At 65.6% G+C, this 22,137-nt stretch carries 19 protein-coding genes; 8 read left to right on the forward strand and 11 right to left on the reverse strand.

Annotation, left to right across the window (positions count from 1 at the left end):
- Positions 1 to 79 precede the first annotated feature (79 nt).
- The 7 genes from Q0030_RS19020 to ubiE all read right to left on the reverse strand — a co-directional run bounded on the left by Q0030_RS19020 (position 80) and on the right by ubiE (position 9,109).
- Complete coding sequence (locus Q0030_RS19020) at positions 80 to 400, reverse strand: PilZ domain-containing protein (RefSeq protein ID WP_163156892.1); 321 nt, start codon at positions 398 to 400, stop codon at positions 80 to 82.
- A gap of 86 nt (positions 401 to 486) precedes the next feature.
- Complete coding sequence (gene tsaE, locus Q0030_RS19025; RefSeq protein ID WP_298370187.1) at positions 487 to 2,010, reverse strand: tRNA (adenosine(37)-N6)-threonylcarbamoyltransferase complex ATPase subunit type 1 TsaE; 1,524 nt, start codon at positions 2,008 to 2,010, stop codon at positions 487 to 489.
- Positions 2,007 to 4,517: a PAS domain-containing sensor histidine kinase gene (locus Q0030_RS19030; protein WP_298370190.1), complete on the reverse strand. Its 2,511-nt coding sequence runs from the start codon at positions 4,515 to 4,517 to the stop codon at positions 2,007 to 2,009. Before Q0030_RS19030 ends, tsaE begins: the two co-directional genes overlap by 4 nt.
- Positions 4,518 to 4,844: 327 nt before the next feature.
- Entirely contained in the window at positions 4,845 to 5,303 is a 459-nt protein-coding gene (gene dut / locus Q0030_RS19035) for a dUTP diphosphatase (RefSeq protein ID WP_298370192.1), read from the reverse strand.
- Positions 5,300 to 6,724: a bifunctional phosphopantothenoylcysteine decarboxylase/phosphopantothenate--cysteine ligase CoaBC gene (gene coaBC, locus Q0030_RS19040; RefSeq protein WP_298370195.1), complete on the reverse strand. Its 1,425-nt coding sequence runs from the start codon at positions 6,722 to 6,724 to the stop codon at positions 5,300 to 5,302. Before coaBC ends, dut begins: the two co-directional genes overlap by 4 nt.
- Positions 6,725 to 6,776: 52 nt before the next feature.
- Entirely contained in the window at positions 6,777 to 8,351 is a 1,575-nt protein-coding gene (gene ubiB, locus Q0030_RS19045) for a 2-polyprenylphenol 6-hydroxylase (protein WP_298370198.1), read from the reverse strand.
- Positions 8,348 to 9,109: a bifunctional demethylmenaquinone methyltransferase/2-methoxy-6-polyprenyl-1,4-benzoquinol methylase UbiE gene (gene ubiE, locus Q0030_RS19050; protein WP_298370201.1), complete on the reverse strand. Its 762-nt coding sequence runs from the start codon at positions 9,107 to 9,109 to the stop codon at positions 8,348 to 8,350. The genes ubiB and ubiE overlap by 4 nt, the downstream gene beginning before the upstream one ends.
- Before the next feature lie 140 nt (positions 9,110 to 9,249).
- Here ubiE and mutM point away from each other — a divergent pair, with 140 nt between their 5' ends.
- From mutM to ggt, 3 genes are all read left to right on the forward strand, one after another.
- Positions 9,250 to 10,131 carry a bifunctional DNA-formamidopyrimidine glycosylase/DNA-(apurinic or apyrimidinic site) lyase gene (gene mutM, locus Q0030_RS19055; protein WP_298370203.1) on the forward strand — a complete coding sequence of 294 codons (882 nt, stop codon included), beginning with the start codon at positions 9,250 to 9,252 and terminating at the stop codon, positions 10,129 to 10,131.
- Position 10,132: 1 nt separating this feature from the next.
- Positions 10,133 to 10,696, forward strand: a complete 564-nt coding sequence (locus Q0030_RS19060; protein WP_298370206.1) for a GNAT family N-acetyltransferase — start codon at positions 10,133 to 10,135, stop codon at positions 10,694 to 10,696.
- 107 nt (positions 10,697 to 10,803) lie between these two features.
- Complete coding sequence (gene ggt, locus Q0030_RS19065) at positions 10,804 to 12,483, forward strand: gamma-glutamyltransferase (protein WP_298370752.1); 1,680 nt, start codon at positions 10,804 to 10,806, stop codon at positions 12,481 to 12,483.
- A 247-nt stretch (positions 12,484 to 12,730) separates the two neighbouring features.
- On the opposite strand, the gene Q0030_RS19070 is transcribed toward ggt, so the two are convergent.
- Positions 12,731 to 14,104, reverse strand: a complete 1,374-nt coding sequence (locus Q0030_RS19070) for a serine protease (protein WP_298370209.1) — start codon at positions 14,102 to 14,104, stop codon at positions 12,731 to 12,733.
- 111 nt (positions 14,105 to 14,215) lie between these two features.
- On the opposite strand from Q0030_RS19070, the gene moeB reads away from it, so the two are divergent.
- Positions 14,216 to 15,016 carry a molybdopterin-synthase adenylyltransferase MoeB gene (gene moeB, locus Q0030_RS19075; RefSeq protein WP_298370211.1) on the forward strand — a complete coding sequence of 267 codons (801 nt, stop codon included), beginning with the start codon at positions 14,216 to 14,218 and terminating at the stop codon, positions 15,014 to 15,016.
- 116 nt (positions 15,017 to 15,132) lie between these two features.
- Here the strand turns inward: moeB and Q0030_RS19080 are convergent, their stop codons facing one another.
- Positions 15,133 to 16,140 (reverse strand): aldo/keto reductase, encoded by a 1,008-nt coding sequence (locus tag Q0030_RS19080; protein WP_298370214.1) that lies wholly within the window; start codon positions 16,138 to 16,140, stop codon positions 15,133 to 15,135.
- 121 nt (positions 16,141 to 16,261) lie between these two features.
- Here Q0030_RS19080 and Q0030_RS19085 point away from each other — a divergent pair, with 121 nt between their 5' ends.
- Positions 16,262 to 17,173, forward strand: a complete 912-nt coding sequence (locus Q0030_RS19085; RefSeq protein WP_298370217.1) for a LysR family transcriptional regulator — start codon at positions 16,262 to 16,264, stop codon at positions 17,171 to 17,173.
- Positions 17,174 to 17,528: 355 nt separating this feature from the next.
- Here Q0030_RS19085 and Q0030_RS19090 read toward each other — a convergent pair whose 3' ends face one another.
- Entirely contained in the window at positions 17,529 to 18,533 is a 1,005-nt protein-coding gene (locus tag Q0030_RS19090; RefSeq protein ID WP_298370219.1) for a D-glycerate dehydrogenase, read from the reverse strand.
- A 352-nt stretch (positions 18,534 to 18,885) separates the two neighbouring features.
- On the opposite strand from Q0030_RS19090, the gene Q0030_RS19095 reads away from it, so the two are divergent.
- A complete protein-coding gene (locus tag Q0030_RS19095; protein WP_298370222.1) occupies positions 18,886 to 19,410 on the forward strand; it encodes an SH3 domain-containing protein in 525 nt (174 codons plus the stop codon).
- Positions 19,411 to 19,482: 72 nt separating this feature from the next.
- On the opposite strand, the gene irrA is transcribed toward Q0030_RS19095, so the two are convergent.
- Positions 19,483 to 19,974, reverse strand: coding sequence for an iron response transcriptional regulator IrrA (irrA, locus tag Q0030_RS19100; RefSeq protein WP_163156898.1), 492 nt, complete (start codon positions 19,972 to 19,974; stop codon positions 19,483 to 19,485).
- A 329-nt stretch (positions 19,975 to 20,303) separates the two neighbouring features.
- On the opposite strand from irrA, the gene fabA reads away from it, so the two are divergent.
- The gene (gene fabA / locus Q0030_RS19105; protein ID WP_298370226.1) at positions 20,304 to 20,825 is read left to right on the forward strand and encodes a 3-hydroxyacyl-[acyl-carrier-protein] dehydratase FabA; all 522 of its coding nucleotides are present in this window, start codon (positions 20,304 to 20,306) and stop codon (positions 20,823 to 20,825) included.
- Between the two features lie 43 nt (positions 20,826 to 20,868).
- Positions 20,869 to 22,092 (forward strand): beta-ketoacyl-ACP synthase I, encoded by a 1,224-nt coding sequence (gene fabB / locus Q0030_RS19110; RefSeq protein ID WP_092120717.1) that lies wholly within the window; start codon positions 20,869 to 20,871, stop codon positions 22,090 to 22,092.
- Positions 22,093 to 22,137 lie beyond the last annotated feature (45 nt).

Below are 22,137 nucleotides of genomic sequence, written 5' to 3' on the forward strand. Positions count from 1 at the left end.
CATATCACGGCGATTCGGCAAGCGCATCGATCAGACGCCATAGTCACCGGACATGACGGCCGTAAGACGGCAACGGGGCCTAGACGTCGGCAGCCTGCGCACCGCGTTTGGCAGTTTTCTTCTTCTTGTCGCCTTGTTTAAGGAAGTTGACGCCGATCTGGTCGCCATTGACCCATGCCAGCTCGCAGCGGCGATAGGCCAATCCTGTGGACGACAACAGCAGAAAGAACTCCTTCAGGTTCAGGCCCTCGACCGAGCCGTCGACGGAGAGCTTGGCGCCCGTCTCCGACACGTCTTCCATGGTGCAGTCGCGCCGCCAGGTGCCGTCAATGCCCATCATGTGCGCGGCTATGCCGCGCTCAAACGTGACACGATCGCCCTTGCGTCGTTCCGTCCCCATTGTGTGGTCCTGCTCCCGATCGGCCGCGCCTTGGATCACATGCGGCCTTGGCAACCTTAGGAGACCCAAGGCTAATAACCCGTAAACTAAGGTACTGGGGGAGGGACGTTGGCTGTGTACCAGATGCGGAAGGTGGCCAGCGCCGGATGGGCCAGCGACCGTTCGAGGTAGGTCCAGATCCGCGGCTGGTGCTTCAGATATTGCGGCTTGCCGTCGCGGCGGTTGAGCCGCGCAAAGGTGCCGAGCAGGCGGGTGTTCCGCTGCGCCGACATGATCGCATAGAGCTCGGCGAAGCCGGCGGGATCGAAGCTCTCGTCGGTGGCGCGCCGCGCCTTGATGTAGCGGGTCAAGAGCGACAGCTCGAGTTGCTCGGGCACGTCGATCCGCGCATCCTGCAGCAGCGACACCACGTCATAGGCCGCAGGGCCGAGCAGCGCGTCCTGGAAGTCGATGATGCCGACGCGCAGGATGCCGGTGCGCTCGGCAAGCCAGATGATGTTCGGCGAATGGAAGTCGCGGATCACCCAGGTCTGCGGCGCCGCGGCGGGCTTCTGCAGAAGGCCGCGCCACATCCCGAGGAAGTCGGTGCGGAGCTCCTCGCTCGGCTGCACGCCGCGATCGGGCAAGTACCATTCCAGCATCAGCCCGATCTCGATCAGCCAGGCGTCGATATCGAACACGGGGATGTCGTAACTCTCGTCTGATGTTACCGGCAGCGTGTCGGGCAGCGCCTCGCGATGCAACGCCGCCAGCATGTCGACGGCGGCCTCGTAACGCTCGGCAATCGGCTGCGGCGGGTCGCCCTCGATCACGCCTTCGGCGCCGAGATCCTCGGTGATCAGGAAGCCGGATTCGAGATCGATGTGGCGGATCGCGGGTGCGGAGAAGCCGTGTTTGCGCAGGCCGTTTCCGATGGCGACGAAAGGCCTGACGTCCTCGGCGAGATGCACCGCTGCACTGTAGGACCGGCCGTTGTAGATCGCGGGGCCGTCGGGGCGGCGCGGCGAGTTCATCAGGATGACGCTGCCGTCGTCGTTGCGCAGCCGCGCATAGGAGCGCGTCGAGGCATCGCCCGGCATGCGCTCGCGCCGGGCGTTGAGGAAGCCGCCGCGCTCGAGGAACTGGCGCAGCTCGTTGAGCCGCGCAACCTTCGCCGCGGCCTTGCCGTAGCCGGTGATCTCGGCCGCGCGGGCCGCCGATCCGAGCGCCGGGCGGTGGCTGAACGCGATGTCGATTCGATCCGCGGGCATGGCGTCCGGCGCGCGTTCCGGCCACTCGATCAGCGCCACGATGTCGTCGGGCAATGGCGACAGCCCGATCTCCTCGAGTTCGCTGGCATCGTTGATGCGGTAGAGGTCGGCATGAACCAGCGGAAACGACGGCAGCTCGTAAGTCTGAGCGAGCGTGAAGGTCGGGCTCGGCACTTCCAGCGTATCGTCGGTCGCGAGGTAGCGGATCAGGGCGCGGGCGGCCGCGGTCTTGCCGGCGCCGAGGTCGCCCGACAGCGTGATGACGTCGCCGGCGCCGATCAGCAGCGCGAGGTCGGCCATCAGCTCGGCCGTCGCGGTCTCGTTCGCGAGTGCCACCGAGAATGTCGCGGTCGCCGTCATTCCGCGGCGTTGCGATGTGCGGTCTGGTCGATCGGGAAGTCGCAGGTCACGGTCGTGCCGCGGCCTACGGTCGAATCGACGCGCACCCGTCCGCCATGCAGTTCGACAAAGGAGCGGACCAGCGACAGGCCGAGCCCCGCGCCGCGATGCCGCGAGCCGTGCGAATGGCTCTCGAACCAGTTGAATACCTTGTCGCGCATCTCGGCGGGAATGCCGGGACCGGCGTCGGTCACCGAAAACACCACGCTGTGCTCGGTGCGCTGCGCGCTGATCGTGACGGTGGCGTCATGCGGCGAGAAGCCGACCGCATTGGCGAGCAGATTGTAGAGCACCTGCACCACGCGCCGCTCGTCGCCGACGAAGGCGCCGATGTTGGGCTCGATATCGACCTTGAGCGTGATGCGGTCGGTCGCGAGACGGTCCTGGATACCTTCGGCGGCGGCCTCGATCGCCTGGCCGATATTGACCGGGCCGAGCTCGAGCTTCATCGCACCGGCGTCGATGGTGGCGAGATCGAGAATGTTGTTGGTCAGCGCCAGCAGTGCGTTGGTCGATTTGGTGACGTAGTCGAGATATTCGGCCTGCTTCGGTGTCAGCGGCCCGGTCGATGGATCGCTGAGGAAATGCGCGAAGCCGATGATGGTGGTGAGCGGCGCGCGCAGCTCGTAGGAGACGTGGTGGACGAAATCCACCTTCATCTGGTCGGCGGCTTCCAGCGCCTCGTTACGCTCGCGCAGCGCCCGCTCGACATTCTCGGTGTCGGTGATGTCCTGGAAGGCCAGCAAGGTCTTGCCGTCGGGCAGCGGGATGGTCATGCAATTCAGCACGCTGCCATCCTTGCGCTCGAGCTTGAGCGCGACCTGGGCGCGGTTCTCGATCGCGGTGATCTGCTCGCGCAGCGTCCGCCAGGTCAGCGCGTCGTCGAACAGCGGCCGGCACAGCGCTTCCACCGCCTCGATATGCGGCTCGCCCTGCAGCGCATCGGCTGGCAGCTTCCACATCTTGGCGAAAGGCGGGTTGAACAGCTCGGCGCGGCCATTGCTGCCGAACACCGCGACCGCCTCGCCGAGATTGTCGAGGGTCTCGCGCTGCACCCGCGTCAGGCGGTCGTAGCGGCGCGCGAGGTCGAGGCTCTCGGTGACGTTGTCGAACAGATAGGTGACGCCGCCCTCGAGGTTCGGCGTGGTGACGACGCTGATGGCGCGGCCGTCGGGCAGGAACCAGGTGTAGGTCTCGGATTCGACCGCGCGATAGGCCTCGTGCAGCTTGGCCTTCCAGGCGCGGAAATCCGGCTGCTCGGGCAGCTTGCGGTTGGCGCGCAGCCGGTCGAGCACGCTGGAATCGTCGGGATTGCTGTCGAGGAAAGCCTGGTCGAGGCCCCACAGCCGCCGATAGGACTCGTTGTAGAAGGTCAGCCGCCGGTCGGCATCGAACACCGCGACGCCCGAGGATAGCTGGTCGAGGGTGCGCCGGTGCGCTTCGACCATCCGCGCGATCGCCGCGCGCAAAGCCGCGGCTTCGCTGGCGTCGATCGCGATACCGGCGCTGCCGCCGGAGAGCTTGAGCGCCTGCACGTCATAGATCCGCCGCTCGCCGCTGACCACGATCGGCAGCCGTGCGGCATAATTGGCATTGTCGTTCAGCGCGCGGGTCAGTTCGGCGCGCTGGTCGCTTTCGAGCAGTTCGAGGTTGCGCTGGAGCGCATCCGACACGCTCTTGCCCTCGGTGGCGCGGACATAGGCCGCGTTGGCGTAGCGCAGATTGCCCTCGAGGCTCTTGGCCCAGATCGGCCATGGTGCGGCGGCGGCGAAATCGCGCAGCAGCTCGGTCTCCTCCTGCAGCGTCTTGTAGCGCAGGTTGGATTCGGCGAGTTCGCGGCGCAGGCCGCCGAGCTCGCGGATCCGCACGATGGCCTGACCGCCGATCGCGCGGCCCATCGCCTCGATGGCGCGGCCGGCCGAGGTCGAGAGGTTGAGCAGGAACGCCTCGCCCTTCTCGCGCAACGCGTCGACCGCGTGGTCCATCTGCAGCGCCGGCTCGGGCGGCAGCCAGGTTCCGAAGGCGAGGATGCGTTGCGGCGCGCTTTCCTGCGACATCACCAGCGAGACGTCGCCCGAGATCTGCGGCCGGTTGTCGCCCGCGGCCCAGGAGATCAGGACCTGCGGTTCGACGAACAGCAGCGCGCGCAGCCGGTCCGATTGCGCCTGCAGGTCCGTGATCTCGGACTGCAGCTGCTCCTCGTTCCGCGTGGCGCGCAGGCGGGTGCGCATCAACAGGATCGCGGCGACGACGGAGAAGCCGACCAGCGCGAACGACGTCGCGAGGACCGCGACCTCCTGGTGATTGAAGCCGAAATGATCCGACATCGCCTGGGTCACCAGGCTTTCAGCGGCAAAGGACGTCCGGGCCGGCAGCAATGCGGTGATGGCGAGCCCAAGCATGCCGTCGCGCGCCAGTGAGGTGCATGACAGCAGGGTTCGACGCATTGCCGCGACTACGCCCGACATATGTTGCCCCAGAACGCACAAACCTTAAGGCATGATCCGGAAAACAGGAGACCGGTATTCCCTCACGGCAAACGTACGACGTTTGTCCGGGGATCATGCCCGAGCAGGACCCGACAGCCCGACGAAGACCCCCCGTCGCGCTCGAATCAATCCAGAATAGTCCCAACCGGACTCGGCGAGTAAGAGTCCAGACCGTGAACGCAGAATCCGCTGTGAAAAAATGCGGCCGGCGATGTGGATTTTATGCGAATTGACTCCGTATTCGCGGGAGAGCGCATGCCGAAGCGTGATCTGCCGGAGACGGCCGCACACTTCTCCGGTCGCGTTCTAGCGTCCGGTCGAGCCGAAGCCGCCGCTGCCGCGATCGGTCGGCGACAGCACGTCGACCGGAACCAGCTCGGCCCGGGTGACCGGCGCGATCACCATTTGCGCGATGCGCTCGCCGCGCCGGATCGAGAACACCTGCTCGCCGTGATTGATCAGGAGCACATTGATCTCGCCGCGATAGTCGGCGTCGATCGTGCCGGGCGAGTTCAGCACCGTGATGCCGTATTTGGCGGCAAGGCCGGAACGCGGCCGCACCTGGGCCTCATAGCCCGGCGGCAGCGCGATCGTCAGCCCGGTCGGAACCATTTCATAGCGGCCCGGCAGCAGCAGCAGCGGCGCCGACCGCGGCACCGCGGCCAGCAGGTCGAGCCCGGCCGCGTCAGCGGTCTGGTAGATCGGCAGCAAGAGATCTGCGCCATGCGGCAATTGGTGGACTTCAACCTTGATGGTGGCGCTCACGATGCGGTTCCTACGGCTCTTGCGATCCGCGACACCAGCGCGGTCGCGACGTCTTCCTTGGTCATGACGGGCCAGGAGTCGACGGTGACGTCCTTGCCCTCGCGCGAGAGCAGATGGACGGTGTTGCGGTCGCCACCCATCACGCCGGTCGCCGGCGAGACGTCGTTGGCGACGATCCAGTCGCAGCCCTTGCGCGCGAACTTCGCCTTGGCGTTCTCGATCAGATGCTCGGTCTCGGCGGCAAAGCCGATCACCAGCGGCGGCCGCTTCTCCTTCAGCTTAGAGATCGTCGCGAGGATGTCGGGGTTCTCGACGAGCTGCAGCGGCGGCATCCCGGCCGCCGTCTTTTTCAGCTTCTGGCTGCCTTCCGTGGCGACCCGCCAGTCGGCGACCGCAGCCGCAAAGATCGCGACGTCGACGGGCAGCGCCGCCTCGACCCGGTGCAGCATGTCGCGCGCCGACTCCACGCGCATGACGGAGATGCCCTGGGGATCGCCGAGCTCGACCGGGCCGGTCACTAGCACGACCTCGGCGCCGGCGGCGCGCGCGGCGGCGGCTATGGCAAAGCCCTGTTTGCCGGACGAGCGGTTGGCGATGTAGCGAACCGGATCGATCGCCTCATGGGTCGGGCCGGCGGTGATCAGCACGCGCTTGCCGGCCAGCGGGCGCGGCTGCGGCGGGCGCAGCATGCGGTCGGCGGCCGCGGCGATCTCGGTCGGCTCGGCCATCCGCCCGACGCCGGCCTCGCTGGCTTCGGCCATTTCGCCGGCATTGGGGCCGACAGTGTGGACGCCGTCACGGCGGAGCTGCAGCACGTTGCGGCGGGTGGCCGGGTTGTTCCACATCAGCGGATTCATCGCCGGGGCCAGCAGGATCGGCCGGTTGGCCGCAAGCAGCGTGGCGGTGGCGAGATCGTCGGCATGGCCCTGCGCCATCTTGGCCATCAGGTCGGCGGTCGCCGGCGCCACCACGATCAGATCACAGTCCCGCGCCAGGCGGATATGGCCGGCGTCGAACTCGCTCTCGGCGTCGAACAGGTCGGTGTAGGCGCGCTCATGCGACAGGGCGCTGGCGGCAAGCGGGGTGACGAACTGCTGGGCCGCCTTGGTCAGCACGCATCGGACCTGGATGTGCCGCTCCTTGAGCCGCCGGATCAAATCCAGCGCCTTGTAGGCCGCAATCCCGCCACCGATGATCAAGGTCACCCTGGGCTCGCCGGCCGCGCTGGTGACCCGTGGAGCAGGGGCTGCAACCTTCAGGGAGCCCGCGCCCGGCGCCTCCGTGGGCTCCGTACCGCCCTCTGCGAGGTCCCGGAGGATCACCCGGATCTCCTCCTCGACCGAGCGCCCGTTCCTGGCGGAGCGGAGCCGCAGATAGGCCTTCAGCGTGTCGTCGAGTTTGCGGATGGTCAGGCTGGCCATGGCATACCCCCAAAAATGATAGCGATGCTATCACATAGTGCATGCATTGCAATCAGTGGGCGCGAATCGCGAAAAGGATTGCAATCAGGGCGGCGGCGATGACCCAGAGGCCGACGGTCTGCACCCGCGCCTTGCGGGCCTCGGCGCGGGCCATTTCGTCGATCGAGTCGGACGACAGCATGTGGCCCTCCCGCGTCATGGTCTCCAGCTGCTCGAGTACTGTCACGGCGCGGCTGGCGATCGACGGCAGGTTGGCGATGACGCGGCTGAGCTCGCCCACACCCGATATCGCGCCCTGAATCCGTCCAGCCGGGCCGAGATTGTGCGTGATCCATTCGCGCACCACCGGGTCCGCGATCTTCCAGATGTCGAGCTTGGGATCGAAGCCGCGCGCCACGCCCTCGACCACCACCATGGTCTTCTGCAGCAGGATCAGTTCGGGCCGCGTCTGCATGTCGAACAGGCCGGTGACCTCGAGCAGAAGCGTCAAGAGCTTCGCCATCGAGATTTCCTCGGCGGTGCGGTTGTGGATCGGCTCGCCGATGGCGCGGATCGCCTGCGCAAAGTTCTCCACTGAATGATGGCCCGGCACATAGCCGGCCTCGAAATGCACCTCGGCGACGCGGCGATAGTCGCGGGTGATGAAGCCGAGCAGGATCTCGGCGAGGAAGCGCCGCTCCTTCAGCCCAAGCCGCCCCATGATGCCGAAATCCACGGCAACAAGCCGGCCGGCCTCGTCGAGGAACAGATTGCCCGGATGCATGTCGGCATGGAAGAAGCCGTCGCGCAGCGCGTGGCGCAGGAAGCTCTGGATCACCTTGCGGCCGAGGTCCGGCAGGTCGACCTGGGCCTCCGCAAGGCGAGCGTGATCGTTCAGCGCGATGCCGTCGATCCATTCCATCGTCAGCACGCTATGAGCGGTGCGATCCCAATCCACGGCGGGCACGCGGAAGTCCGGATCGTCGCGCGTGTTCTCGGCCATCTCGGACAGCGCCGCCGCCTCGAGCCGCAGGTCCATCTCCATCGCGACCGAGCGCGACATCGTGTTGATGACCTCGATCAGCCGCAGCCGCCGCGCCTCGGCGGAATGCGCTTCGGCCTTGTGCGCGACAAAGAAGAAGTCGCTGAGGTCACGCCGGAAGCGCGCGGCGACATTGGGCCGGAGCACCTTGACCGCAACCTGATGCCGCACGCCGTCGCGCTCGACCTCGCCACGATGCACCTGTGCGATCGAGGCTGCGGCAACCGCGGGACCCAGTTGCACAAAGGCCTGCGACAGCGGCCGTTCCAGCGATTGCGTGAGGACAGCTTCGGCCTCCTCCTGCGCGAAGGGCGGCAGCCGGTCCTGCAGGGCTTCGAGATCGCGCGCCATCGCCACGCCCACGACGTCGGGCCGGGTGGCGAGGAACTGCCCGAGCTTGAGGTAGGCAGGCCCGAGCCGGGTCAGCGCGCGCGACAGCCGTGGGCCGGATTTGGCGGAGCGGCGCTCGATCAGCCGCGCCAGCTTCAGCGCAAGCTGCCCGGGCGGCGGCACCAGCGCCGGATCGACGACGCCGAACACGCCCTCGCGGGCAAACACGAAACCGGCGCGGGCAAGGCGCGAAATGTGGGTCAGTGCAGAGATCACAAACGCCAGCCCGAATGCAGCGCCACGATGCCGCCGGAGAGGCTCTGCCACTTCACGCGCGCAAAGCCGGCGGCGCCGATCATGTCGGCGAACGCGCTCGGCCGCGGGAATTTGCGGATCGACTCGACGAGATATTGATAGGACTCGGCGTCACCGGTGACGGCGCGGCCGAGCGGCGGGATCACCTTGAAGGAAAACAGGTCGTAGATCCGGTCGAGGCCAGGCACATCGACGGTAGAGAATTCGAGGCACAGGAAGCGGCTGCCGGGCTTGAGCACCCGATAGGCTTCGCGCAGCGCAAGCTCGATCTGCGGCACGTTGCGGATGCCGAACGCGATGGTGTAGGCGTCGAACGAACGGTCGGCGAAGCCCAATGCCTCGGCATTGCCCTCGACGAACGACACGCGGTCATCGAGGTGCTGCCTCGTGGCACGCTCGCGGCCTACGGCGAGCATGTCGGTATTGATATCGCAGACCGTGGCATGGAAGCCGGTGCCCGCGCTCTTGGCGGCCCGGAACGCGATGTCGCCGGTGCCGCCGGCGACGTCGAGCAGGGCGAACGGCCGGTCGCCCTTCGGCGGGTCGAGCGTGGTGATCATGACGTCCTTCCAGGCCCGGTGCAGGCCTACCGACATCAGATCGTTCATCAGGTCGTAGCGTGACGCCACGCTGTGAAACACGTCGTTCACCAGCGTCTGCTTCTCGCCCAGGGGCACGTCCCTGAAGCCGAAATGCGTGGTTTGATCCGGCCGATCCATCACTCAGAACTCTTACCTTTTTTGGTCGCGTTTTCTTCACGCGAACCGGTGTCCACTTCGCTCGAAAACGCTCCAGCTCGACCATAGCGCGGCGGCCGCAATGGCGCTATCACGTCACTTCCAAAAGGTGAATGCCTGCCATGCCGGAATTACCCGAAGTCGAGACCGTCCGCCGCGGCCTGCAACCGGCCATGGAGGGGTCCAAAATCCTCAAGGCCGAGGCCCGCCGCAAGGATTTGCGGTTTCCGTTTCAAAAAGACTTTATCGCCCGGCTCGAGGGCCAGACCGTCACCGGGCTCGGCCGCCGTGCCAAATATCTGATGGCGGACCTGAACTCCGGCGATGTGCTGCTGATGCATCTGGGCATGTCGGGTTCGTTCCGCGTGCTGAAGCAGGTCGGCGCGTCGGCGCCGGGGCAATTCCACCATCCGCGCAGCGAGGATCGCGCGCACGATCATGTCGTGTTCCACATGTCGTCCGGCGCGGCCGTCGTGTTCAACGATCCGCGGCGCTTCGGCTATATGAAGATCATCGCCCGCAACGCGATCGAGGAAGAGCCGCTGCTGAAGGGGCTCGGACCCGAGCCGCTCGGCAACGAATTCGACGCGGCGATGCTGGCGCGCTCCTGCCACAACAAAAAGACCAGCCTGAAGGCCGCGCTGCTCGATCAGCGCGTGGTGGCGGGACTTGGCAACATCTATGTCTGCGAGGCGCTGTTTCGCTCGCATCTGTCGCCGCGGCGATTGGCCGCGACGCTTGCAACCAAGAAGGCCGAGCCCACCGACCATGCCAAACGGCTGGTCGACGCGATTCATTCAGTGCTCAACCAGGCGATCAAGGCCGGCGGCTCCTCGATCAGCGACCATCGATTGACCAACGGCGATCTCGGCTATTTCCAGCATTCGTTCCAGGTGTACGACCGCGAAGGCGAGACCTGCCGCACGTCAGACTGCGCGGGCATCGTCAGGCGCTTCACCCAGAATGGCCGTTCGACCTTCTGGTGCCCGAAGTGCCAGAAGTAACATGTTCGAGACGCCGCGCATCGAGACGCAACGCCTGATCCTGCGGCCGCTTGCGCTGTCGGATGCCGCAGCGATCCAGCGTCACTTCAACAATTGGAACGTGATCAAGACTCTCGCCACGGTGGTGCCGTGGCCCTATCCCGACGACGGCGCGGAAAGCTTCATCAAGCGCGAGCTGGATAAGATCGCGGCCGGCGAGGAAAGCTATCAATGGGTGCTGGTGTTGCGCGACGGCGACGGCGGGGCAATCGGCAACATCAATTTTCGGCCCCGCGCCGACGGCCGCAAGGGCAATCGCGGGTTCTGGCTGGCCGAGCCTTACTGGAACCAGGGCCTCATGACGGAGGCGATCGCCGCGGTGAATGATTTCGCCTTCCTGACGCTCGGCCTCGATCACTTCCATGTCTGCAACGCGCAGTCCAACGTCGCCTCGCGCCGGGTGAAGCAGAAGACCGGAGCCGAATTCGTCGGCTTCGTCGAACTTCCGCATCACAATGGCGAGTCCCGAGCGGAGAAGTGGAAGGTCACGCGCGAAACCTGGCTGCGCGATCGCCCGACGGCGTGACCTCAATGGCGAATGCCGTCGTGAGGGAATTCGCGACGGCTTGACCGCGGATGCGAGGCCGCAGAACATGCGCCCATCGCTCCATCAACAACGAGAACACAATGGCGATGAACGGCAATTGGCGCGATCGCGCCGCGACAAGCTTTCAGTGTGAGAAACAACCGGCCACCAGCAGCCGCGGCATGGTGGTGAGCAATCATCCGCTGGCATCGAGCGCCGGCGCCGAGATGCTGGCGGCCGGCGGCAACGCGATCGATGCGGCGATCGCGACCCTGTTCACGCTGACCGTGGTCGAGCCGATGATGGTCGGCATCATCGGCGGCGGCATGGCGCATATCCGCCTCGCCGACGGCAGCCATCGCTTCATCGACGGCCAGAGCACGGTGCCGAAGGCGGTGCGGCCGGATACCTACACTTCGAAGCCCGGCTCGGCGCATGACGTGTTCGACACCGTCGGCAACGAGAATTTGAACGGGCCGAAGGCGGTTGCGGTGCCGGGCTCGCTGAAGGCGTGGTGCGAAACCCTGCGCCGCTTCGGCACTATGAGCCTCGCCGACGTGATGCAGCCCGCGATCAAGCATGCCGCGCGCGGCTATGCGGCAACGCCCTATCTGCATGAATGCATCACCGACGGCGCCGAGGAGATGCTGAGGGACAAGCCGATCGCGGCGATCTATCTGCCTGATGGCACCCCGCTGAAGCCGGGCGAGCGCGTGGTGCAGGCCGAGTATGCCGAGACGCTGAAATACATCGCCGACCACGGCGACAACGCGCTCTATCAGGGACCGCTTGGCGACATCCTGGTCGACTACATGAAAAAGAATGGCGGCTTCATCGCGCAGGACGATCTCGCGACCTACAAGACCGTCGAGCGGCAGCCGATCCGCTGCGACTACCGCGGCTGGGAAATCCTCGGGCCGCCGCCGCCGGCAGCGTCGGGCGTGCACATCACGCAGATGCTGAACATCCTCGAAGGCTACGACATCGCGCGCCTCGGCTTCGGTACGACTGAGACGGTCCATTATCTCGCCGAGGTGCTGAAGATCGCCTTTGCCGATCGCGCGGCCGCGAGCGGCGATCCCGCCTATATCAACGTGCCGGTGGAGCGGCTGACCTCGAAGGCCTATGCCGACGAGCGCCGCCGCGCGATCGATCCCGAACGCGCGCAGGCCTGGAGCGCCGGCGTCACCCAGCTCGAAAGTGCGCACACCACGCACATGACCGCGGCGGATGCGATGGGCAATGTGGTCGCGACCACCCAGACCATCAACAATCTGTTCGGGGCCAAGATCCTGATCCCGGGCCTCGGCACCGTGCCGAACAATTATATGAACCTGTTCGATCCGCGGCCGGGGCACGCGCTGTCGCTCGCCGCAGGCAAGCGCGTCACCACCTCGATGTCGCCGATGATGGCGCTGCGCGACGGCAGGCTGGTCTACGCGCTCGGCCTGCCCGGCGGAAAGCGCATCTTCCCGAGCGCGATGCAGGCGCTGATCAACCTGATCGACCACGGCATGGACCTGCAAGAGGCGGTCGAGGCGCCGCGCGTCTGGACCGAGGGCAACGCGCTGGAGGTCGAGCAGGCGATACCGGAGAGCATCCGCGCCGCGCTGTCGGAGAAAGGCCACAAGGTGCAGGTCGTGCCGACGGTCGCCGGCGGCATGAACGCGATCCAGTTCCACGTTGACGGCACGATGTCCGGCGCGGCCTGCTGGCGCGCCGACGGCACCCCAGTCGGCATCGCCGGCGGTCTCGCCCGTGCAGGCGTGCGGTTCGCGCTGAGGTGACGCCGACGACGCTGTTTGACAGCTTGAATCGAGAACCATCCTCAACGTCGTCCTGGCGAAAGCCAGGACCCATTACCCCAAATCTCATAGTTGTGCGACGCCGGGGCCGCGATCCGGTTTCATCGCTGAATGCGGTGGTTATGGGTCCTGGCTTTCGCCAGGACGACGTGTGTGGGAAGAGCCGTGGCTGAATCACAGGAGTCTCTGGAATGCCCTATCGCCCGCATGCGCGGGCGATGACAGCATCCTATTTCCTGACGCAGATCACGCGGACCACGGCGGCCTTCGCGTCCGCCGATTCGCCCGACGCGTTGACGCCATGCGCCTTCAGGAAGTTGCGCACCGTGTCGGCCGGCACCAGTGCGGCCTGCGCCGGCGGCGCGGCGTTGGCAGGGCCTGCAACGATGACCGGCTTCAGCACCACGATGCCGGCAAATTTGCCGCCGCCGTCGAGTGCCGCCGCGCCGGAGAACCCGATCGCGGGCGGCGGTGACAGCGCCTGGTCGCCGCCGCCGAGTTGCGCCACCGAGGCCTTGATGCTGCTCGCGGCCGCGCCGCCGCCCTGGTTCTGCGGATCGGCGATGCCGGTGATGTCGAGCGCGGTCTGCGTCGCCTGGCCTGCGATGTTGAGCGGCTTCAGCCCGCGCGCGCCATAGATGCGCAGCAGAGCGAGATCGTGCTCCTTGTCCGCCGCGACCCGATCGGCATTGCCGTAGCCCGGGATCGTCAGCGCGATGCAGTCGTCGGTCGCCACGCGGTCGGTGATGACAGCGCCATCGTCGCTGACCACGACGCCGGTGGCATATTCGACGGTCTTGCGCGGCGGCGGGCCGGCCTGCACGCCGGACGGAAATGCGTTGAAGGCGCTCGACATCGCGATCACCACCGGCTCGACCGTGGTCTGCACCGCCTGATCATAGAGGATGGTGAGGATGCGGACCTCGTCGCCCTTCAAGGTGCCGCGCAGGTAGAACTTCTTCAGCCCCTGCATGCCCGACAGCACGAAGAAATCCGGCTTCACCACGGTGTAGTCGATGGTGCGGCCGGCCGGCTCCTTCTTTTCCTGCTCGGCAAGCTTGGCAGTGGTCGGGCTCGCTTCCTTGCGACGGGTCAGCAGCACCTGGACGGTGCCGGTCGGCGAGGTCCATTTGGCGCCGGACGCATCGCTGGTGAGCTGCGGCACCAGTTTTGTGGGAATCCCGAGCCGCGCCCCGGTGGCAGGCTCGGTGACGACCCTCCAGCCGACGCTTTCCTGCTTCCGCCGCGCGGTGTCGGCAAGCACGCCGCGCTCCTGCGGGTTCAGCACGCCGGTCGGCTTGCCGCCGCGGTTCTTCTGGAATTCCTTGATCGCATTGACCATGCGCTCGCTGACATCGCCGGTGATCGCGCCGTTATATTCGCCGACCCAGGCGAGGTCTGATTGCAGCGCCAGCCGCTCGGCCTGCGCCATCGCATTGGCGGTGTCCTCCGGCTTCTGCAAAGCGGGGCGAACCGGCACCGTCGTCACGGTCTTCGGCTTGGTCCCGGCCGTCGACGGCGGCGTCAGCTGGGCGTTTGCGGCGCCAATACTAGCGACCAGCATGGCCGCGACCATCAATGTTGCCGAAAGCACCAATCTCATGACAAATCCGGGGGAAATGACTGATACCATTGACGTCGACGCAATTAAGCACATCTGCTTGGTCGGCAACAACCGCGCTCCGGTTCAGGGAACAGCGCGCAGGACATCAAGATGCTGAGTGCCGACGAACTTGAACGCTATGCCCGCCACATCGTGCTGCGCGAGGTGGGCGGCCCCGGCCAGAATGCGCTGAAAAAGGCTTCGGTGCTCGTGATCGGCGCCGGCGGTCTTGGCGCGCCGGTGCTGATGTATCTGGCTGCCGCCGGCGTCGGCCGGCTCGGCGTGATCGATGACGATATCGTCTCGCTCTCCAATCTGCAGCGCCAGATCATCCACACGACGTCGGATATCGGCAAGCGCAAGGTCGACAGCGCGGCGGCGCAGATTGGTGCGCTCAACCCGCATGTGGCGTTCGAGGCGCATCCGATGCGCCTCACGGCGGACAATGCGATGGCGGTGATCGGAAATTACGATCTTGTGCTCGACGGCTCCGATAATTTCGAAACCCGCTATCTCGTCGCCGACGCCTGCTTCCTTGCGAAGCGGCCGCTGATCACGGCGGCGCTGGGGCAGTTCGACGGCTCGCTGACCACGATCCGCGCCCACGAGAAGAATGCGGACGGCGTGTTCAACCCGACCTATCGCTGCCTGTTCCCGGAGGCGCCGCCGCCGGGCACGGTGCCGGCCTGCGCCGAGGCCGGCGTGATGGGGGCGCTGGCCGGCCTCATGGGATCGATGATGGCGCTGGAGGCGATCCGCGAGATCGTCGGCTTCGGCGAGGGCCTGGTCGGCCGTCTCCTGATGGTGGATGCGCGCGCGATGCGGTTCGAAACCCTGCGCTACGCACGTGATCCGCAGAACCCGCTCAACGGTGATACACCCGGCATCACCGATCTGAGCGGGCATCGGTAGTTTGTTGAAGCCTGATGAGATTGGGTTGAATCGGCTTGCCGCGATTTCGGTCCACCTCTCCCAAGGGAGAGGTGAACTTTGGATGCCGCTCCAACTCAACCTAATCTCTTCATGCTCTAAGACGCGGTCGCGGGTTTCTCGCTGTCCATATGCCGGAGGTGCTCCTCCGGATAGCGGCCGCCGGCGGCCGCGCCGGGCGGAAATGCTTCGGCCAGTGCGGCGAGATGCGTCGCGGTCAATCTCACATCGAGCGCGCCGAGCGCCTCGGTCAGCCGTTCGCGCCGCCGCGCGCCGACCAGCGGCACGATATCCTTGCCTTGCGCCGCGACCCAGGCGATCGCGACCTGCGCCGGAGAGGCGCCGATCTCGGCGGCGATGCCGCGCAGCCGATCGGCGAGCGCAAGGTTGGTGTCGATGTTGGCGGCCTGGAAGCGCGGGCTCAGCAGGCGGAAGTCCTTCGCGCCGCCGTGGTCCTTCGACCAGTGTCCGCTGATCAGCCCGCGTGCCAGCACGCCATAGGCTGATATGCCGATGCCGAGCTCGCGGCAGGTCTTCAGGATGTCGGTCTCGATGCCGCGCGAGATCAGCGAATACTCGATCTGCAGATCGGCGATCGGATGCACCTTGTGGGCGCGGCGGATGGTGTCGGAACCGACCTCCGACAGGCCGATATGTCTGATCCAGCCGGCCTTGATCATGTCGGCCATCGCGCCGACCGTCTCCTCGATCGGCACATTGGGATCGAGCCGCGCCGGGCGGTAGATGTCGATGTGATCGACGCCGAGCCGCTGCAGCGAATAGGCGACGAAATTCTTCACGGCAACCGGACGGCAGTCATAGCCGAGGAAGCCGTAGTTGCGATCGCGTAGCGCGCCGAACTTGACGCTGATCACGAGATTGTCGCGGCTGCGGCTCTTCAGGGCCTCGCCGATCAGCATCTCGTTGTGGCCCATGCCGTAGAAGTCGCCGGTGTCGAGCAGCGTGATGCCGGCATCGAGCGCGGCATGGATGGTGGCGATGCTCTCGCTGCGGTCGGTCGGGCCGTAGAAGTCGGACATGCCCATGCAGCCGAGGCCGATCAGCGAAACCGCCGGGCCGGTGGAACCGAGTTTGCGTGCGTCCATGGTCGTGTTCCCAAGATGTTGCGGCGGATGATCCGCCGCCAGATGACGCGGCTGATATGGGCCGATCCGGCTTTCGGGATAAGCTGGACAATCCAGAATGGGTTGTTCACTATATCGAACAATGCAGGATTTCGACCTTCGCGACCTCGATGCCTTCGTGGCGGTGGCGCGCACGCGCAACTTCCGGCGTGCGGCGCTCGAGCAGCGCGTCTCGGTATCGAGCCTCAGCCAGCGCCTGCGCGACATGGAGGAGCGGCTCGGCGTCCGTCTGATGAACCGCACCACCCGCAGCGTCGCGCTGACCGAAGCCGGCGAACTGCTGCTCGCCCGCGTCGCGCCGGCGATGGTCAACGTCGCCGACGCGATCACCGAGGTGCGCGGCCTGCGCGCCGAGCCGTCGGGGCGGCTGCGCATCAACGCGCCGCCGCCCGCGGTCGATCTGGTGCTGGCGCCGATGATCGCGCCGTTCCTCGCCAGATATCCGCAAGTCGAGCTCGACGTCGTCGCCGAGAGTGCGTTCGTCGACGTCGTCGCGCAGGGCTTCGACGCCGGCGTGCGCTATGGCGAGCACCTGGCGCAGGATATGATTGCCGTCCAGCTCGGCGCGCCGCAGCGGTACGCGGTGGTGGCGTCACGCGACTATGTCGCGAAGCATGGCCGGCCGATGCATCCGAAGGATCTGCTGGCGCATGCCTGCATCCGCAGCCGCTTCAGCAACGGCGTGATGTTCGACTGGGAGTTCGAGAAGAGCGGCCGCGTGGTGAAGATTTCGCCGCCGGCCAAGCTGACCGCGACCTATCTCGGCCTCGCGCTGCGCGCGGTCCATGACGGCGTCGGTTACTGGGCGACGTTCGAGGGCTATGTCCGCTACGGCATCAAATCCGGCGCGTTGGTCAGCGTGCTCGACGACTGGTGCCCGCCGTTCGATGGGCCGTTCCTGTACTACCCGAGCCGGCGCCAGCCGCCCCCGGCGCTCGCCGCGTTCGTGTCGTTCGTCGCCGACTGGCGCAAGCAGGCACGGCGGAAGAAATAGGGCGAGCCGTCACCACATCGTCATCCCTGCGAACGCAGGGACCCATAACCACAAATGTCTATTTGTGCGCGATGTCGGAACGACGAATCCCTTCAACAACAACCGCCGCGGCGTATGGGTCCCTGCTTTCGCAGGGACGACACCGAATGTTGGTCTTAGAGCCCGATGGTTTCATCCGGGCTACATTTGCTCCACGTCAAGCTACGCGGCTGGCCGCACCGGCTACTTTGCATGGGGTTGTTTTCGATATTTTGGCGGTGTCGTAGCCCGGATGAAGCGAAGCGTAATCCGGGGCGGTCTTGACGCGGCGATGCTGTCCCGGATTTCGCTGCGCTCCATCCGGGCTACGGAGATCCTACAGCATGCTCGGCAGCACGCGATCCGGCGGCTTGTGGGCGTCGAGGAAGGTTCGGATGTTGATGATCACCTTCTCGCCCATCTCGACGCGGCCTTCGATGGTGGCCGAGCCCATATGCGGCAGCAGCGTCACCTTGCCGGCCCGGGCGAGCCGCACCAGCTTCGGGTTCACCGCGGGCTCGTGCTCATAGACGTCGAGGGCTGCGCCGCCGATATCGCCGGCTTCGATCAGCTTGATCAGCGTGTCCTCGTCGATCACCTCGCCGCGCGCGGTGTTGACGACATAGGCCTCTTTGCGGATCAGCTTGAGCCGCCGCGCCGAGAGCAGATGATAGGTCGCCGGCGTGTGCGGGCAGTTCACCGAGATGATGTCCATCCGCGCCAGCATCTGGTCGAGGCTTTCCCAATAGGTCGCCCCGAGCTCTTCGGCGATCATAGGCGCCACTGGGCGGCGGTTGTGATAGTGGATCTGCAGGCCGAAGGCGCGGGCACGGCGCGCGACGGCCTGGCCGATGCGGCCCATCCCGACGATGCCGAGCCTCTTGCCACCGATGCGGTGGCCGAGCATCCAGGTCGGCGACCAGCCCGCCCAGTGCTGTTTGCCTTCGGTCAGGATCGAGGCGCCCTCGATCAGGCGCCGCGGCACGGCCAGGATCAGCGCCATGGTCATGTCGGCGGTGTCCTCGGTCAGCACCTTCGGGGTGTTGGTCACCGTGATGCCGCGGGCATGCGCGGCGGTGACGTCGATATTGTCGACGCCGTTGCCGAAATTGGCGATCAGCTTCAGCTTGCAGTCGGGCTGATTGATCACGTCCTCGCGGATCATGTCGGTCACGGTCGGCACCAGCACGTCGGCGGTCCTCGCCGCGTCGGCGATCTGTTCCGGCGTCATCGGCGTGTCGTCGAGATTCAGTCTGGCATCGAACAGCTCGCGCATCCGGGTCTCGATCGAGTCCGGCAGCTTGCGGGTGACGACGACGAGAGGCTTTTTCTTCACCGACATGTCCTGCTTTCATGAGGCGCGCGGCCCGTCAAAAACCGAGCCGTTGAGGCCTCATTAACCCGGTTGTTCGACACTGCTGATAGCCGCGCTGTCCCGGCGTTTCCTTCGCGTTTCCTAGGGTTCCCCGATACTTGCCCCGGCTTTCGTCAGGGGAAATTCGGGTGTTCTGGCTCTCAGGCGTTCCGTCCTCTCTAGCAGAAGGCCGGGCCAAGACAAGAACCCCTCGGATCGATGCGGGTAGGGACCGAATAGCGCCGGCGCACCGGCCTTCGGGCATGGGCTTAGGCTTGGGTTTGAATTTGGGTTGCAGCTCGCCGAATGCGGGTTGGGCATCTCGGCAGGAGACGAGTTGATGGTCTGGCGTTTGGGTTCATTGGTGGCTCTGGTCGGGAGCATGCTGAGTGCGTCGGTCGTCCCCGGACATTCCGCCAAGGATTTGAGCCCCACCACCAGCGGCCTGCCGATTCCGCGCTATGTCAGCCTGAAATCCGATCATGTGAACGTCCGGGCCGGCCCGACCAAGGACAATGACGTCGCCTGGGTCTACACGCGGTCGGGGCTGCCGGTCGAAATCACCGCCGAGTTCGAGAACTGGCGCCGGGTGCGCGATTCCGAAGGCGCCGAAGGCTGGGTCTATCACTCCCTGCTATCCGGCCGCCGCACCGCGGTCGTCACGATGAAGAACAAGGACGACCTAGCCTCGCTGTACGATCGTCCCGACGCCACCAGCGCCATCGCGGCGCGCCTGCAGGCCGGCGTCGTCGCGCAGGTCAAGAAATGCGCCAATAACTGGTGCCGGGTCACCGGCAACGGGTTCGACGGCTGGATCGAGCAGCAGCGCCTCTGGGGCGTCTACGCCGACGAGAAGGTGGACTGAGTTTCCTCGTCACAAACGACAATGGCCGGGACGAGCCCGGCCATCACAACTCAAATCGACGTCAAGGCCGGATCAGCGCTTCTTGCGCAGCCGCACGACCATGTCGACGCGGGAAATCTCGTAGCCATCAGGCACGTTGGGCATCTTCGACAGCACGAGGTTCGGGTCCGGAATGTCGACCAGCTCGTGATTGTGCTCGAGATAGAAGTGGTGATGGGTCGACACGTTGGTGTCGAAATAGGTCTTGGTGCCGTCGACGCTGACCTGGCGCAGCAGGCCGGCATCGGTCAGCTGGTTGAGCGTGTTGTAGACGGTCGCCAGCGACACCGGAACCTTGGCCAGCGTGGCTTCCTCGTACAGCATTTCAGCGGTCAGGTGGCGGGCACCCTTGCCGAACAGCAGCCAGCCCAGCGCCATGCGCTGCCGGGTCGGCCGGAGACCGGCAGACTGCAGCATCTCGTTGACGTCATGCCACGGGCAGCCGGTCAGGGCAGGGTGATGCCCAGCGCCCCGGGCAGCCGGGTGCACGGCATCATCGTTCACAGCCGGTACTTCGTCGTTCATATCCACTCTATGCACCCAACTCAGGCAATATTCCTCTTAAATATAAAAAGGATGCCCATCAGATGCAAGTTTTTCGCAACTAGAACGAATCCAAGCTGCGGTAGAAACCTAAGGAGAAACGGCAATTTATCATCGGAATGCCGCTTTGCCGCCCAGTTAGCCCTATGTTAGAGAGCGCGCGGACCACATATGCGCTTTCGGCAGAGATAACAGGTCGGTAGCGTACCCAGGTAGCGCCAAGATGCGGGACGGGATATTCCGGTTCCCGTGGGTAGATTAAGGTCCGACCAAGCAAAGCGCTTCATCGGGACATCAGAGGTGGATAGAGGATGCTGGATCGGCGCGGCGGTTACGAATACGAGGATTTGCTGGCTTGCGGGCGGGGCGAGCTTTTTGGTCCCGGCAATGCCCAGTTGCCGCTGCCCCCGATGCTCATGTTCGATCGCATCAGTGAGATCTCGCAAACCGGCGGCGAGTTCGGCAAGGGGCTGGTGCGCGCCGAGCTCGAAGTGAAACCGGATCTCTGGTTCTTCGGCTGCCATTTCAAGAACGATCCGGTGATGCCGGGCTGCCTCGGCCTCGATGCGATGTGGCAAATGGTCGGCTTTTACCTTGGCTGGATCGGTGGCGAAGGTCGTGGCCGCGCGCTCGGCCTCGGCGAGCTGAAGTTCTCCGGACAGGTGCTGCCGCACGCGCGCAAGGTTGTGTACAACATCGATATCAAGCGCGTGATGCGGTCAAAGCTCGTGCTTGGAATTGCCGACGGGTGGCTTTCCATGGACGACGAGATTATCTATCGCGCCAAGGACTTGAAGGTCGGATTGTTCAAGCAGGGCACGGCGCCATCTTGAGCAGGATCATCATGCGGCAACATAAAGGCAGGGCGAGGCGAACATGAGGCGGGTTGTCATCACGGGGATGGGGATTGTCTCGTCCATCGGTAACAACACCCAGGAAGTGCTTGCGAGCCTCTACGAGGCGAAGTCGGGCATTTCGCGTGCGGAGAAGGCTGCTGAGCTCGGCTTCCGTTCGCAGGTGCACGGTGCGCCGACACTCAATCCCGCCGAGGTGATCGATCGCCGCGCGATGCGGTTCCTTGCCGAAGGTGCTGCGTGGAATCACGTCGCCATGGAGCAGGCGATCCGCGACTCCGGCCTCGAGGAGAACGAAGTCTCCAACATCCGCACCGGCATCATCATGGGATCCGGCGGACCGTCGACGCGCACGCTGGTGGAGGCCGCCGACATCGCGCGCGCCAAGGGCCCGAAGCGCGTTGGTCCGTTCGCCGTGCCGAAGGGAATGTCCTCGACCGCGTCGGCGACGCTCGCGACCTGGTTCAAGATCAAGGGCGTGAACTACTCGATCTCTTCGGCATGCGCGACGTCGAACCATTGCATCGGCAATGCCTACGAGACGATCCAGATCGGCAAGCAGGACATCATCTTCGCCGGCGGCTGCGAGGAACTCGACTGGACGCTGTCGGTGCTGTTCGACGCCATGGGCGCCATGTCGTCGAAGTATAACGACACGCCGGCGACCGCCTCGCGTCCCTATGACATCAGCCGCGACGGCTTCGTGATCGCCGGCGGCGCAGGGGTCGTGGTGCTCGAAGAGCTCGAGCATGCCAAGGCGCGCGGCGCCAGAATCTACGGTGAGGTTGTCGGCTACGGCGCAACCTCCGACGGATACGACATGGTGGCCCCGTCGGGCGAAGGCGCCGAGCGCTGCATGCGCATGGCGATGTCGACGGTGGACACGCCGGTCGATTACATCAATCCGCACGCCACCTCGACGCCGGCCGGCGATCCGCCGGAGATCGAGGCGATCCGCAAGGTGTTCGGCACCGGCGACAAGTGCCCGCCGATCTCGGCGACCAAGGCGCTGACCGGCCACTCGCTCGGCGCCACCGGCGTGCAGGAGGCGATCTACTCGCTGCTGATGCTGAACAACGGCTTCATCTGCGAGAGCGCCCATATCACCGAGCTCGATCCGGTCTTCGCCGACATGCCGATCGTGCGCAAGCGCATCGACAACGCCAAGCTCACGACCGTGCTGTCGAACTCGTTCGGCTTCGGCGGCACCAATGCCACGCTGGTATTCAGGCGGCTCGATGCCTGATTTCGCCTCTCCTCGCTTGCTGAGGGAGGTCCGCAGGCAGCGAAT

Origin of the sequence: uncultured Bradyrhizobium sp., assembly GCF_947648125.1 — a bacterium.
GTDB lineage: Bacteria > Pseudomonadota > Alphaproteobacteria > Rhizobiales > Xanthobacteraceae > Bradyrhizobium.